Origin of the sequence: Cohaesibacter haloalkalitolerans (assembly GCF_003574655.1) — a bacterium.
GTDB lineage: Bacteria > Pseudomonadota > Alphaproteobacteria > Rhizobiales > Cohaesibacteraceae > Cohaesibacter > Cohaesibacter haloalkalitolerans.
This window is the reverse complement of sequence record NZ_QNUM01000005.1, coordinates 398,597-412,629: the sequence shown is the minus strand read 5'-3', so window position 1 is coordinate 412,629 and position 14,033 is coordinate 398,597. Positions and strand designations below refer to the sequence as shown.

13 protein-coding genes are annotated in these 14,033 nt (G+C 56.2%); 1 reads left to right on the top strand and 12 read right to left on the bottom strand.

Annotated features, from left to right (window positions below; translation table 11 throughout):
* Position 1 precedes the first annotated feature (1 nt).
* The 12 genes from DSL70_RS15000 to DSL70_RS14945 all read right to left on the bottom strand — a co-directional run bounded on the left by DSL70_RS15000 (position 2) and on the right by DSL70_RS14945 (position 12,641).
* Positions 2-1,342, bottom strand: coding sequence for an efflux RND transporter periplasmic adaptor subunit (locus DSL70_RS15000; RefSeq protein ID WP_119308742.1), 1,341 nt, complete (start codon positions 1,340-1,342; stop codon positions 2-4).
* Positions 1,343-1,660: 318 nt separating this feature from the next.
* On the bottom strand, positions 1,661-2,605 hold the full coding sequence (locus DSL70_RS14995; protein WP_119308741.1) for an energy transducer TonB: 945 nt from the start codon (positions 2,603-2,605) through the stop codon (positions 1,661-1,663).
* Positions 2,605-3,042 (bottom strand): ExbD/TolR family protein, encoded by a 438-nt coding sequence (locus DSL70_RS14990; RefSeq protein ID WP_119308740.1) that lies wholly within the window; start codon positions 3,040-3,042, stop codon positions 2,605-2,607. Before DSL70_RS14990 ends, DSL70_RS14995 begins: the two co-directional genes overlap by 1 nt.
* A 37-nt stretch (positions 3,043-3,079) precedes the next feature.
* Positions 3,080-3,463, bottom strand: a complete 384-nt coding sequence (locus DSL70_RS14985) for an ExbD/TolR family protein (RefSeq protein WP_119308739.1) — start codon at positions 3,461-3,463, stop codon at positions 3,080-3,082.
* Positions 3,453-4,256: a MotA/TolQ/ExbB proton channel family protein gene (locus tag DSL70_RS14980; RefSeq protein WP_119308738.1), complete on the bottom strand. Its 804-nt coding sequence runs from the start codon at positions 4,254-4,256 to the stop codon at positions 3,453-3,455. The genes DSL70_RS14985 and DSL70_RS14980 overlap by 11 nt, the downstream gene beginning before the upstream one ends.
* A 43-nt stretch (positions 4,257-4,299) precedes the next feature.
* Positions 4,300-4,593 (bottom strand): hypothetical protein, encoded by a 294-nt coding sequence (locus tag DSL70_RS22280; RefSeq protein WP_162916726.1) that lies wholly within the window; start codon positions 4,591-4,593, stop codon positions 4,300-4,302.
* A 432-nt stretch (positions 4,594-5,025) separates the two neighbouring features.
* Positions 5,026-5,784: an iron ABC transporter ATP-binding protein gene (locus DSL70_RS14970; RefSeq protein ID WP_119308736.1), complete on the bottom strand. Its 759-nt coding sequence runs from the start codon at positions 5,782-5,784 to the stop codon at positions 5,026-5,028.
* Complete coding sequence (locus DSL70_RS14965) at positions 5,781-6,734, bottom strand: iron chelate uptake ABC transporter family permease subunit (RefSeq protein ID WP_205563284.1); 954 nt, start codon at positions 6,732-6,734, stop codon at positions 5,781-5,783. The genes DSL70_RS14970 and DSL70_RS14965 overlap by 4 nt, the downstream gene beginning before the upstream one ends.
* The gene (locus tag DSL70_RS14960) at positions 6,734-7,723 is read right to left on the bottom strand and encodes an ABC transporter permease (protein WP_119308734.1); all 990 of its coding nucleotides are present in this window, start codon (positions 7,721-7,723) and stop codon (positions 6,734-6,736) included. Before DSL70_RS14960 ends, DSL70_RS14965 begins: the two co-directional genes overlap by 1 nt.
* 82 nt (positions 7,724-7,805) lie before the next feature.
* Positions 7,806-8,729 carry a siderophore ABC transporter substrate-binding protein gene (locus tag DSL70_RS14955; RefSeq protein WP_245418228.1) on the bottom strand — a complete coding sequence of 308 codons (924 nt, stop codon included), beginning with the start codon at positions 8,727-8,729 and terminating at the stop codon, positions 7,806-7,808.
* A gap of 208 nt (positions 8,730-8,937) precedes the next feature.
* Complete coding sequence (locus DSL70_RS14950) at positions 8,938-10,479, bottom strand: alpha/beta hydrolase-fold protein (protein ID WP_162916724.1); 1,542 nt, start codon at positions 10,477-10,479, stop codon at positions 8,938-8,940.
* 209 nt (positions 10,480-10,688) lie between these two features.
* A complete protein-coding gene (locus DSL70_RS14945; RefSeq protein WP_205563275.1) occupies positions 10,689-12,641 on the bottom strand; it encodes a TonB-dependent receptor domain-containing protein in 1,953 nt (650 codons plus the stop codon).
* A 379-nt stretch (positions 12,642-13,020) separates the two neighbouring features.
* Here DSL70_RS14945 and DSL70_RS14940 point away from each other — a divergent pair, with 379 nt between their 5' ends.
* A complete protein-coding gene (locus DSL70_RS14940; protein WP_119308731.1) occupies positions 13,021-13,860 on the top strand; it encodes a helix-turn-helix domain-containing protein in 840 nt (279 codons plus the stop codon).
* The last annotated feature ends 173 nt before the right edge of the window (positions 13,861-14,033 follow it).

Genomic DNA, 14,033 nt, shown 5'->3' with positions numbered 1-14,033 from the left:
ACTATTTGGTCCCTTTGCTAGCAGCTTTACCGGAGGCTTCAGCCATCACGCGTTCAAGCAGCGCCTTGTCCGGCTTGGGACCAACCAGCATGCCATCTACCGGCGCGGGCAGATCAGAGACCACCAGTTTCTCGTTCGGTTCCAGCCCGGAGGCCAACACAGCGATATCCCCCTGAATATAGGCGACCTTGACCGGCTTGAAATGCAGCCGTTTCTCGGCGTCGACAACCATCACCGTGCCCTTGCGAATGGCCGAAGCGGGAATGGCAATCTTGTCCTTCTTCGGCTGCCCCTGCAGGATGACCTCGACTGCGGTATCGCGCACCAGCGGCGGGCGCTGTCCCGGCGTGGCCTGACCATAGGGATCACTCACCGTCAGCACGATGCCGCGCGTCCGGGTTTTCGGGTCCATCGCAGCGGTGACCCGATCGAGTTTGGCGTCCCAGACGATATCGTTGCGCGGCGTCCGCAAGACAACCTTTGCTTTGATGGCATCATGACGGTCCGATGTGCCATCACTGCCCGCCTCCAGCGAGGCCAGAGGGCTGCCCGTCTCACCCGGCTTGTTGAACAGCGAACTCAGGGCCCCGATCGGGAACTGGGCGACCACTTCGGCGACCGATATGCCATCACCCGAAAACAGTTGCTGGCCCTTGTTGACATATTGCCCCAGCGAGATATCGACGGTATTGAGCCGCACGTCGAACGGCGCCTTCAGTTCGGTTCGTTCGAGATCAAGCGCGGCAATTTCCTTTTGTTGCAACAGGACCTTGCGCTCGGCGGCGTTCAACTTGAGCGTGCTGACCAACGTCTGCACCTTTGCATCCTGCGTGAGGGAGGCCCTTTCCGCCGTGTCGACGATGGCTTGAGAAGCCGAGCCCTTCGCCATCAATTGTTTCTTGCGATCAAGATCATCCTGCAGCAACAGCGAAGCCCGTTCCTCGATCTTGAGGGATGCCTTTGTCGTCTCGTCCTTGGCGTTGAGCGCCTCGATCTGGGCGTCGATCTGGGCAAGGCTCAACTGGTATTCTCGCTCGTCTATCTTCAGGAGGCTTGTTCCGGCAGGGATCAGCAAGCCACTTCTGAGCTTGTCCGCTGTCCAGACCACTGGCCCGGCGACCTGCGCAACTGCATCCCAGGTTCGATCCGGCTGAACCTTGCCATATCCGGAGACGAAAGGAACCGCCGTCACGGCCTTGACGCCGATGACCTTGACCGGAGTTGCCTTTTCCTTGACATCGGTCGCTGCTTGCGGGGGCTTGGTATTCTGGGCGGATGCCATGGTTATGGCGATGGCAATCAAAACGGGGGGAAGCAGGAGTGCTTTTTTGAGTATGCTCATGATCAAGCTCTTTGATGTGTCGAAAAACAGACGAATCGAGACCCGTAACCGGATATATTTTTATATATTAGAAATTACGCGAACAACTGAGCGCACAAAAGAGGCAAATGGTATCCGAAGGTAACCGATTGTAATCGACCATATGAAATGCTTGATGATGACCATATTAGCAAAAAGTCAGCCCACCGCCCATTGAACACCAAGGGCTTGATTTTCAAGCGCCTTCCAAAGGCTGGCAAGGGCGGTCTTTCGTCGCAGCATGGCGGCGGGAAACCCTTGGCTTTGTTGCCTACCGGGCGGTCATGTCCGGGCAGGCTTTCAGTTTTTGGCGAAGCTGATGGGCAGCGTGAAGCTGATACTCGCCTTGCCGCTTGAAGCGGGGATTGTCGGGAAGGGAGCGGCCCGTTGCGCCATCGAAAGGGCGGCCTCATCGAGTATCGCGCTGCCGGAAGACCGCACCAGATTGAGGCCGCTCATTGCTCCATTCCGGGCCACGACAAACCGGATGACCGCCGTTCCGGTCTCCCCCCTTCGCCGCGCGGCGTTGGGATAGCGCTTCTTGCTGGCTACACGGGAACGGACCTTGCCCATGTAGTTGGAGGTCTCGGCGTTGCCGTTGGACGCTCCCTTGCCACCGTTGCCACCAGTTGCACCTTTCTGCCCCTTGTCACTGGCCACATTGCCTCCACGGCGAGACGCTACGGTTGCCTGTTGTTCGTTGCGTGGCGTCTTTGCCCGGCTAGCCTTCACAGGAGGTTTTGGCTTGATCTGCGGTAGTTCGGCAATCGCCTTTGGGGCTTCAACCGGCTTTATGGTTTCAACGGCCCGCGCGTCCGGCTCTCGGGCTTCCATCTTTTGTGTCTCAGAAGGTTCAAGCTGCTCTGGCTCTACGGTCTTGGCTTCCCGTGGTTTCAGGATATCCGGCTCGGACAAAGCGTCATTGGCCGCCAGTTCCTCTATCGGAACCTCCACGGCCTGCTGCGGCACAACGGGAGCAGGGCTTGCTCGAACGGGCGCAATGGGCTCAACCGGGGTGGCTGTTGTTGGCTTGACCACCCGGGCCTGAGACGGGACAGGCTCGATGGCTGCGGACTCCACCGCATCCTGAGCGACGGAATCAAACAGACCGCCAATCTCAAGCGCCGCAACCCCTGCCCCGCGCTCTTCCCTGATCACCTCCGGGTCCTTGACAAAATACCACGCTCCAACCCCATGCACGACAAGAGAGAGAGCGATGAACAGTAACAAACCTGACGATCGCATCAGTTCCTCTCTTGCAATGTTATAAGGCGAATCTTCTTGTGCCCTGCTGCCCGGAAGGCCTGCAAAATCGGCATCAAAACGGAGGCTTGCAGATCCTTGTCTGCCAGAATTTGCAAAGTGTCGCCCGGGGCACCAACCGGGGCGTCCTCCGGCTTCTCACTGGGCATCGGGGCGGGAAAAAGCGCCAGAATGTCATCCAGCGCAAGTCGCTCTCCGCGATGGACAAGCGTCCCGTCCGCAAGGATCTCAATCGCATTGCCTGCGGGTGGGACATCCGGCAGGGTCCGGGCGCTGGGTGGGGTCAACTCCGGGGTCACCGGTGGAGCAACCGTTCCGGCGATCAGAAAGAAGATCAGCATCAGGAAGACGATGTTGATCAGCGGGATGGTATTATCCGGCAGAATTTTCTTGTGGGCTTTCGCCTTGTGCATGCGCATGCTGATACCCCGGCCAGATGGCTTGGGCCTCCTCGCTTCAATTGGCTAGAGACACAGATTTCAATTGGCTGTTCCTGAGGTTCTGCAACAGGGACACCAGCGTCTGCAGTTTGACATCCCCCTTGGGCACAACAACTGCCGAGGTGACGCCTTCTGCAATGAAGGGAGCCAGTGCGACATCCGGATCCGACAGGTCTGCGACCTTGCCATTGAGGCGGACACCCTCTTCCGTTGAGACGGAAATGATCAGTTTTGGCGTTTGCCCACGCCCTGTCCCTACCCCTGCGACACCCAGATCAAGCTCACTGTAGCGCGAGAAGGTGGAAGACAGCATGAAGAACAGCAGGAGCAGAAAAATCACGTCGATCAACGAAGTCAGCCCGACGATGGAGCGTCGTTTGCGCGTGGCTTCAAGACGCATGAATCAGCTCCGCCTGATGACTTGATAACGAACCTTTCCCGGTCACGACCTTATCCGTGATCTGTCCGGTCAACACGGCGGTGGCCAGCTCTTCCATCACACTCTGCTCACGTTCGACGCGAGTGGTGAACCAGTCGGCAAACAGGCTGGCCGGGATGGCGACGGCCAACCCCACGGCCGTCGTCAAAAGTGCGACCCAGATCCCCCCAGCAAGAACGGATGGATCAACAGTCGCCCCAGCCTCCTGCAGGCGCTGGAAGGCTTCAATCATGCCTATCACAGTGCCGAATAGCCCCAACAGCGGCGAAATCTGCCCGACGGTTTCCAGAAACCGCAACATGACCCGGGTGCGAGACAGGGACAAAAGCGCCACCCGCTCGATATCCTCGCGTATCAGCTCAGGCTTGTCCGCATGATGCATCTGCCCGCGCATGGCATGGGCAACGACGATGGTCGCAGGTGACTTGCCCTTGTCAAGCAACGACAGCGCCTCGTCCTTACTGCCCGCCTGCCATAGCATCAGGGCTTTGCGAGCCCGCCCGTGACGCCCAACCCCGATCAGCGAAAATTGCCAGAGCTTGTACAGGATGACCGCCAACGACAGAACCGACAGCACCACAAGCAGCATGACCACCGGGCCGCCCATGTCGATCATGGCTCTTACCTGCTCCACTACGGCATGGGGGTCAAACCCGACATCAGCCGCCACGGGTGCCGGGGCCACTGGTGATGTTGCACCATCGACAAGGTCAGGTGTTGTGATTGTCGGGGTTTCAGAGAGTGTGGTGGGCATGATTGGTATCTATTCCAGTAAGGCAAATTCGGGTTTGAGCAGCTCAGAGACCAAGCTTTATCTGGGTCTTGGAGGAAGGTTCCAGCGCCTTGAGACAGACGTCTTTTGTCACGGCCTCCCCCTGACAGTCGGCGACATCGTTGATCAGGATTTCGCCAAGATCCTCACATCCGCCTCCGGGCAAGTCGAACTGACGCAGACGCCGTTTGTCCTTTGCCAGCGCCCCGGTGCTCAGGACCATCAGATCCTGAACGAGACCTGCGTTATCGAGAATAACAATCTCAAGGCTCATCGCATCAAGCGGAGAGCCGAGATCATTCTGTATGAGGAATGACAAACGACACGCATTATCAACGGGCTGAGCGTTGTTCAATTCAATGGAAATGGAAGGATTTTTCTCCCCCACTCCGTACGCCGCAGCGTTGGCACCGGTAGTGCCTCCTATCAGCAATGAGCAGCAAAGACCAAAAAGAATGGACTGGCGACAAACCATGCGGGCGAAACTCCAATCTGTCGTTATCGATGAAACGGCCAACGTCTGAGCGCCAGCGCTTGGGGCACTGGTTCTGCTGCTCACGGGAAAATCCCGATGGCGCTTTCGCACTCCGACCCGCCAGCCTGCGCTAAAGCCAATCAGAGCAAAGACTTCCGACACAATACTATTTGTTGAGTAATGTATTCAAGTTTATAAACTTGCGCCAATGCGCCAAATGATTAGGCCAAAGCGCCACACTTGCCAGCCCCAACAGAGACAGATGCTTGGCCAGACCTAACGGTAGTGCATGACCAGTTTCTGATCGCCGATCTGATGGATTTCAGCCTCGAAATCAAAAATCGTCTCAATCGTCTCTGAAGTCAGAATGTCATGCGTGGGGCCATTGGCGATCAACTTTCCATCGCGAAGCCCAACGATCCAGTCGGCGTAGAGAGCGGCGTAGTTGATTTCATGCAGCACGACGACAATCGTCTTTCCGCTTTGCTCCGAGAGCTCGTGCAGTGTCTGCATCAGCGCACGGGCGCTCTTCATGTCGAGATTGTTGAGCGGCTCGTCGAGCAACAGATAGTCGGTATCCTGCGCATAGGCCATGGCAACAAAGGCCTTCTGTCGTTGGCCACCGGATATTTCATCAAGGAACCGGTGCGCAATCTCGCCGAGCCCAAGCGCTGCAATCGCCTCGTCAACCTTGTTCTTGTCCTCTGCGCCCGGCCTGCCGTTGTGATGAGGGAAACGGCCAAAAGAGACGAGATCCCGCACCGTCAGACGCGAAGCCAATGTGTTGGACTGGCTGAGAATGGCGAGTTTTCTGGCCAGTGTCCGGCTCGGTGTCTTGCTGACATCAAGACCATCAACCGTGATCACCCCATGTTGCAAGGCATGCAGACGGGCGATTAGCGACAACAGGGTCGACTTCCCCGCCCCGTTCGGCCCGATCAATGCGGAGAGCTTGCCCTTGGGCAGCGAAAGGGAAATATCACTGAGGATCGTCTGCCCCTGAATGGAATGGCTCACCGACTGGATGTTGATCATCTGTTTCGTCCTTTGAGAATCAGGATCAGGAATGTGAGGCCTCCCAGAAACTCGACAATCACGCTGAGCGGCGTCGAGAGATTGAGCACCTGTTCCAGAACCACCTGCCCGCCGATCAGAACACAGGCCGAAAGCAGAGAGGCTGCTGGCAGCAGGATAGCGTGACGATGGGTTGGCAGAAGCTGATAGGTCAGATTACTGACCAGCAGCCCGAAGAAGGCCACCGGCCCGACCAGTGCCGTTGATACCGACACCAGCGCTGCGATAATTACCAGCATTGCGTAGACCTGTCGCTTGTAGTGAACACCGAGATTGACCGCAGCATCACGCCCGAGTGCCATGACGTCGAGGTCAAACCGCATCCGCCAGGTTGCCACCAGCGCCGCAGCAATCATCAGGCTGCTGACCAGCAGAAGGTCTGCATTGATGGAGTTGAAACTGGCCATCGCAGAGGTCGCAGCAACGACGAAGTCATTGGGATCGATGAGGCGTTGCAGAAAGGAACTGAATGACCGGAAGAGCACACCGAAAATGATGCCTGTCAGCAACAGTCGGTGAATATCCTCACGCCTGCCATCAACCGACTTGCCCAGCAGTGAGCCAAACAGCAGCAGCGAGGCCACCATCATGATGGTGAAGGAGGAAAAGAAGGATGTCTGCGCGGACAGCTGGGAAAAGCCAAATCCGCCGAGCGTGAAGACGAGCACGGTTTGCAACAACGCATAGAGCGCGTCAAACCCCATCAGGGATGGCGTCAGGATGCGGTTGTGCGTGAGGGTCTGGAACAGCACCGTGGCAACGGCGATGGCAACAGCGACAAGGCTGATGCCGAGCAGCTTCGTTCCGCGAAACCACAACACAAAGTCCCAGTTGCCGCGGGCATTGACCGTGAGGAAGGCAACAGAAAACAAGCCATAGAGGCAAAGAAGCAATGCCAGTCGTCGAGCGATCATCGCGCGCGCTCCTTATCTCGCAGGCATGCCACCCCTTTGCTTTTGGGTGGAAAATATAGCAGCCACAGGAACAGCAACGCCCCGAGGACACCGAAGATCGTGGCTGCGGGTATCTCGAACGGATGCCGCACCAGACGCCCGACAAGATCGGACAGCAGCACCAGCCCACCGCCCATCATCGCTGTGACCGGCAGGGTGCGGCGCAGGTTATCGCCCAGCCAGCGGCTGACAATATTTGGCACGACCAGTCCGACGAAGGGGATGATCCCGACCGTGACCACGGTTACGGCCGAGATCAACGAAACGATGACGAGACCAAGGCGGACAATCTGGTGATAATTGAGGCCAAGATTGACGCTGACACTCTGCCCCAGCCCAAGGATGGCAAATTGATCGGCGATGACATAGGCAAGCAGCATCAGGACGCCAGCGAGCCACAACAGCTCGTAACGGCCTTGCAATATGCCGGAAAATTCCCCGAGAAACCAAGTTTCGAGATATTGCAGCAGGTCTGCCTGAAAGGCGATGAAGGTGACGAGCGCACTGACGACACCGCCATAGGCTATGCCAACCAGCGGCACCAGCAGCGGCTGATGTGGCGGCAGGCGCCGGACCATGGCCAGAAACACCATGGTGCCCAACAGAGATGTGACGCAGGCACAGGCCATCTTGATGAAGATGGAAGCCCCCGGCAGAAGGAAGGAGATCAGCAGAACCCCGAGCGCCGCCGTGGAGCCAGCCCCCGCCGTCATCGGCTCGACAAAGCGGTTGGCAACGATCATCTGCATGATGACGCCTGCGACCGCCAATGATGCACCGGTCAGCAGCACGGCAAGAGTGCGCGGAATACGACTGACAACAAGCAGATTGAGCCCCTCGCCTGACCGGGAGAAGCTATTCATATCGAGATCAATCGCACCAACGAAAAGGCTCGCAACTATTCCCGTGAGCAAAAGGGCAATTGCAATCAGCCAGCCTTTGGTCATTTCATTTCCATCCAACGGATCCTGGAAAGGAGACAGCACGGACCGGACAACCGCTTGCGAATGCCCGGTCCGTGGGTAACAATCAGGACGGATTGGCTCCGCCAAATGCCTTGATGATTTCATTGATGGTGTGGGTCATCGACTGAATGCCACCGCTGGCGATATAGATATTGGCAGCATCGAGATAGACAACCTGCCCGGCCTTCCACGCCTTGGTTTCATGCACCAAGGCATTATCGAGTGTCGTGGACGCAGCATCCCCGCTGGCCCCGATGGCGGCGGACCGGTCGATCACCAGCAGCCAGTCCGGATTGACATCGCGAATGAACTCGAAGGAGACTGCCTCGCCGTGGGTGGCGTCTTCAATTGTGCTGATGGCTTCCGGCAGACCGACGGCATCATGAATCCAGCCAAAGCGACCGCTGGCTCCATAAGTCGAGATCTTGGGGCCATTGGCAAGAATGATAAGGGCATTGCCCTTGCCTTTGACCGCAGCCTTTGCTTCAGCCAGCTTGGCATCAAACGCCATTTCCAGCTCGGCAGCCTTGTCGCGCTTGTTGAACAACGCACCATAGGATTCAAGACGCTTCTTGGCTTGCCCAACCATGTCTGCGCCCGAAATGGTCATGTCGATGGTCGGAGCCACCTTCTCCAAGGCTTCATACTGTTTGGCTGAACGGCCACCGATAACGGCAAGATCGGGCTGAAGGGCGTTGATGGCCTCGAAATTGGGTTCAAACAGGCTACCAATCGGTTCTGCCTTGCCCTCCAGATGGTTGAGATACTGGACATAGAGCTTGTTGGGCACACCGACGGGCGTCACACCAAGCGCATCCATGGTATCGAGCGCAGCAATGTCCATGACCACGACCTTCTCTGGCTGCGCGGCAAAGGTTACTGGCTCTCGTGCGGTGTCAACCGTAATCTCAGCGGCAGAAACCTGTGTGGCGGCGAACGCCAGCATGGCGGCGCATGTCATTGCCAGACGGGACAATCGTGCAGTCATGTTCCAATCCTCTGTTTGTCTTGCAGGAAACGGCAGAGATGGAATATCACCTGCCAATTTTAATATGAATGTGAGTTGCAACATAAGGTAAGATGTGAGAATGAAAAGGAGAAAATGTGTTTGCAGAATTTATTTTGAATATAATTCTCAACTTTTCAACAGAACATCTCCCTATCCTCCCCCCCCCCTACCCGTTGCAAGGGTCTTCCTACTTGCCAACAAGCTGTATCAGGCCTTGTGGCAGGATTTCCCGCCAGGCGAACATGTCATGGGCAGTTGGAAATTCGGCCCGTTCCACCTCATAGCCTTTGGCCAGCAACACATCAGCGAGATGCCGGTTTGGCTCCAGAATGCTGGCAAAGCCATCCCCCCGTGAGGTTTCAAACAAACCGGACGAAAGATAGAAGCGCACCGGCTTGTGTTCACTGGTCGCAACGCGACGCGCTACGGCGTTTTCTCCTTGAAACGCACCCTCTGGAGACCACCAATAGGAACCGGACATGGAGAGTACAGCGCCGAATTCTTGCGGATGCTTAAGGGCGATAGTCGTGGACCCAAGGCCACCGAAGCTCGAACCGGAAAGAATGGTTCTGTCGGCCCGTGGGGTCAAGCCCGTCTGATCAATGACAAACTGCAGCAGTTCATCGGCCATGAAGTCGGCGAACGCATCACTGTCGGGCAGTTCTCTGGCCCGGACGACATTGTCGATGGAGGACACGAACACCGTTACCATAGGCCGGAGCCTGCCAGATTCCACCAGAGCGTCGATGCTGCGATCAAGGAGCCCCTTCTTCAAGAATTGCTCGCCATCAAAGACAAACAACAACGGCGTGGTATCATTAGAGACATCCAACCCGGCGGAACGGTGGATCCAGATATCGCGGGAGTTCGAAAGTCGTTCACTTGCCAGACGATAGTGTGTGAGCGTCCCTCGCTGGCTGGCGGCCTGCTCATGCCATGGCTCAAGGTCCCCTCCGGCAACGCGGAAGGTCGATGACTGATTGAAGGGATCTGGCGCATTTGCAGGCCATGGAAAATGATTGAACGGGTCGGCCTTGGCCGTTGCCAGAATGGCCACCCGCTGCGCTCTGGCCGGCCCCTCAAACTCGGGCACATTGTCCGCCAGTTGATAGGAGAAAAGGCTACCCGCAGGGACAGCAATGCTACGGAACCAGACATCGCTTTGCTCAAGCCTCTCAAGCTCGTAGATATCATTGGCCGGTCCACCCAGCATTTTGACATTGCGGCTTGCTCCCCTGAACAGAAAGGTCAAAAGAGGCTTCCCCTTTTCTCCCTCTTCAACCAGTGGCGTTCCCTCTGCTTCAACCTCATGCCAGAAGGCGTCTGTCGATGCATTGGTGGCAAGCTGTTGGGCCAGTGTTGCAATCCTCGGGCTGAGATAATCCCTGGGCGGCGCCTTCAGGTCATCGGCAGCAATCGATCCGGTTTGTCGCAAGGTCAGCTTGCCTGCAATGGAGGCGGTAATCATCAGGTGTGCGGGGTCATCTGGCAATTGCAGCACCACATGCTTGCGCCCCTCGCCCTTTTGCAGAAGCGACCGGTGATGCTCTCCGCCATCGCGGCGCAAGGCTACATCGAATGGGGTTCCGTCTGTATCGAGAGACAGGGTTACCAGCGCACCCGGCGCACCAACGAGCTTCACCTTGATGACATCGGCGGCTTTCAACGCGATTGTGAGGTCTTCGTTGAGGACTGCAACATGCTGTCGAATGGGTGAGGATTGGGTCATGGCAAATACTCCCGAAACCTGGAGCCCCATCACAAGGCAGATCGCCGCCAGAAAGCATTTTATCATCAATTTTTCCTGATGCCGCTTCACAGCCCGCTCTTTGGGCCGGATGATGCTGAGACATTTGGGAACCCGCCGTTCATAAATGACAGGTGCCCTCCGCCAGCCCTAAAGCTGGCGAAGGGCTTGCTCGGTGGGTCCAAGCGTAGCTAGAAGCGCAGATTGGCGGAGAAATAGTAGCGCCGCCCATCAACGTTGAAATCGTCCGATTCCTCACGATAGATCTGGTTGTCAGCGATATTGAGCACCCCGGCTTTCAGCGTGAAATTGTCATTCACCTCATAGGCTCCGGTCAGGTCTGCCGTGACATAGGCCTCCGCCTTGGAGGCATTGGCCATGTTGCCGTCTGTTGGAACATAGGTATATTGCTTGCCAACAATATTGACCTTGGTTCCCAGTGTCAGCTTGTCGGTTGCCTGCCAATCCATTGCGACGTTTGCAGAGTGCTCCGGCTGATAGGCCAGAGGCCGCTTGACGCCACTGATCGCCTTGGCATCCAGATAGGTATAGTTGGCCTTGATTGTCAGATCGTCGCGCGGACGGATGGTCAGACTGGCTTCCACCCCCATGGTGCGAGCCTGATCAATGTTTTCATAAGAAAACATCGGGTTGCCATCCGATGACAGGCCGACATAATTGTCGTAGGTCATGGCCGTGGCCAGATCGGAGGTGCGGGCTGGCGGATAGGGGATCATATCCTTGATATCATTGTGGAAGGCCGTCAAGCCAACAGAGAACAGGTCCTGATCATAGGATACGCCAGCCTCAAAACTGGAACCGATCTCCGGCTTCAGATCCTCGCTACCTACCATATAGCACCCGCCACCACAGGAAACCTGATACCAGCTTGGGCTGTTTTCCAGCAATGTCGGCGCCTTGAAGGAAGACGACCAACCGCCCTTCACCGTCACAGCATCGGTGAGATTGTAAACGCCGTAGACACGGGGGCTTGCATTCCAGCCGAACTTCTCGTGATTATCAAAGCGTGTGCCGAATGTCATTTCGAACCGATCCGTAATGGCGGCCTGATCTTCGGCAAAGATGGCAGCCTGCCATACCGACGATTCTGATCCACCACTGCCGGTCAGCACGAACTTGTCATTGATTTCCTGATATTTGTATGCGGCTCCGACTGTGACCTTATGCGGCACGATCAGATCGACCTCATGGTTCACCTTGCCGTCGGCATTGAAATTGTAGGCCGTGTTCGGCTGCATATCACCGGCAGTGTTGCCATGGCCGTAGTCATTGTGGATTTGGTCGCCATAAACCTTCACCTCGGAAGAGCCGAAATCATACTCACCTCTATGGGTGACCCCCACAGATTTGCGCTCGAGTGTGGTCAGATCTTCCTTACGGTTCGAATAGCCGACGTTAAAGTCCATCTCATTGCTGTCATTGACGAGCCAGGTCGCCGTGCCATCGATGAACTTGTCGTCACTATCGGCAAAGCCGGGCAGATGGCTTCCGTCCCGCTGAAGACCGGGATTGATATCATCATCATCGGACGCGCGTATATCGTAACTGCCATAGGTTTTGAGGAACAGTCGATCCTTGATAATCGGGCCGGACAGGGAAAAGGAGCTGCGGCCATAGTCCCCCGACTTGCGGTTCTCCTGAACCGTCACTTCATTGGTCAACGACCCGTGCCATTCGTTTCCAGCCCTTTTGGTAATGATGTTCACCACGCCACCAATCGCATCCGAGCCATAAAGCGAAGACATAGCTCCGCGCACCACTTCGATGCGCTCAATGGCTTCAACGGGAACCCATCCGGAGTCGTAGTCGTTGCCGCGGAAGACGTTGGGGTCGGAATTAACACGCTTGCCGTCGATCAGAAACAGCGTGTAGCGCTCCGAGAGGCCGCGTATCTGAACCTTCTTCTGGTTGCCCGAAGTGTTGAATGTGACACCTGGAACAGATTCCAGCAGCGCCCGGGCATCCTGCGCTGGCAACTTGGCGATATCTTCTGAAGTGACGACGCTGACGGTCGCCGGAGCATTCTTGACGTCCGTCTCAGAGCCTGCGGCTGAAACGACGATGGCCTTGAGCACATCCTCTTCCGTCAATTCCTGAGCCGTGGTCAGGGTGGTGCTGGCCAACAAGGTTGCCAAAATGATTGTGGAGCTGGTCAGGCTCCGAATCGTGGTGTGGCTGATTTGGTCCTTTGTGTTGTTTATCGTGTCGAACACATGGGAAGTCATTGGAAAACCGCGAACCTTCAAGTTTGGATGGAAATGGGCCAAGAACCCCGGCAACAGGATTGTCGGATTTTTATCTTGACTCCAACACTCAACATAAAAGAAATACAGGTGATGTAAATTTCGAACGCTTTCGCTGCGGCGCCATTTTTTTAGGCCAAGGCGCCAAGTGCTCGCTCCCGCCACCTCAGGGGTGGGGGTGATTTTCACCTATGACGCATAGCCAGGTACGTCCGTGATCCGAGTAAAATCCAATTTGCCCTTAGCCACGGTTGCCTTTATGGAAGGCAAGCCCACCCATCACAGCCGAGACCTCAAGGAAGAGGTGTGCCCCTGCTTCCAGTTGATGATTTTCCTGGAAGGGGAACAGAAGTTCTATCTGGACGACAAGCTGTTCGATATTCACGCAGGGTATGGTGCAGAGCGGCGAGCCCAGATGCTGCTCATCCAGCGCAATCGGCCCTGCCTCCTTCGCACGGAGCCTCATCTTGGAGAGAAGACCCTGCGCAAGGTGAAAGTGTCCCTGCCCGCAAACTGGCTGGAAGAATCCGGCCTTGGTAAAGCCTCTCCGATCTTGAAACAGTTTCGAAGTGAACAGATCAGCAGCTACCTTGCCGAAGCGACAGCTGAGATGACATCACTGGCCGAAGCGGTCATACGGCCCCCCGCCCCCTTCACGGAAGGAACTACTCCGGACTGTGTTGCTCTTTACAGAGTGGCCAAGGGGATGGAACTGATTGCTCAGGCCTGTCTCGTTGTCGCAAACCGTCTGCAGCCCGGGGGCAGCACCCGACAGGCGTGCCATTTCAATCAGGCGGAGCGAATCCGCAGCCATATCCTCAACCATCTGGATGAAGACCTGACCATAGACAGCCTTTCGCGTCAGGTCGGGGCAAGCAAACGCTCTGTACAACGCAACTTCAAACAATATTTCGGTATGACCGTCACCGACTTCATACGAAAACAGCGGCTGGAAAAAGCCCGGCAGGCGATCGAAAAGCACGGCATGACCATCGGACAGGCAGCTTTTCTTGCCGGATACAACAACACGTCAAGCTTTAGCAACGCCTTCAAACTGGCCTACGGATCAACCCCGAAAAGCTGGCGCCCCAAACGCTGAAAAGTTAAAAAATCGTCCGGAAAATTGACAAGAAACGCCAAACCGTCATGCCAGCTTGGCGCATATGGTTAATTTTTGACTACCGAGCAAAATGATTCACAGCAATTTTCAACTTTCATAACTGTCCGCTTGACGAAAACCATCTTTTTCATCATGACATCCGTTTGATATTG

What these genes read in the sequence shown, in the direction of transcription:
- DSL70_RS14960 (WP_119308734.1), bottom strand. Translation starts at nt 7,723, where the DNA reads ATGACCAAAGGCTGGCTGATTGCAATTGCCCTTTTGCTCACGGGAATA.
- DSL70_RS14995 (WP_119308741.1), bottom strand. Translation starts at nt 2,605, where the DNA reads ATGCGATCGTCAGGTTTGTTACTGTTCATCGCTCTCTCTCTTGTCGTG.
- DSL70_RS14980 (WP_119308738.1), bottom strand. Translation starts at nt 4,256, where the DNA reads ATGCCCACCACACTCTCTGAAACCCCGACAATCACAACACCTGACCTT.
- DSL70_RS14940 (WP_119308731.1), top strand. Translation starts at nt 13,021, where the DNA reads ATGGAAGGCAAGCCCACCCATCACAGCCGAGACCTCAAGGAAGAGGTG.
- DSL70_RS14970 (WP_119308736.1), bottom strand. Translation starts at nt 5,784, where the DNA reads ATGATCAACATCCAGTCGGTGAGCCATTCCATTCAGGGGCAGACGATC.
- DSL70_RS14985 (WP_119308739.1), bottom strand. Translation starts at nt 3,463, where the DNA reads ATGCGTCTTGAAGCCACGCGCAAACGACGCTCCATCGTCGGGCTGACT.
- DSL70_RS14955 (WP_245418228.1), bottom strand. Translation starts at nt 8,729, where the DNA reads ATGACTGCACGATTGTCCCGTCTGGCAATGACATGCGCCGCCATGCTG.
- DSL70_RS14990 (WP_119308740.1), bottom strand. Translation starts at nt 3,042, where the DNA reads ATGCGCATGCACAAGGCGAAAGCCCACAAGAAAATTCTGCCGGATAAT.
- DSL70_RS15000 (WP_119308742.1), bottom strand. Translation starts at nt 1,342, where the DNA reads ATGAGCATACTCAAAAAAGCACTCCTGCTTCCCCCCGTTTTGATTGCC.
- DSL70_RS14950 (WP_162916724.1), bottom strand. Translation starts at nt 10,479, where the DNA reads ATGACCCAATCCTCACCCATTCGACAGCATGTTGCAGTCCTCAACGAA.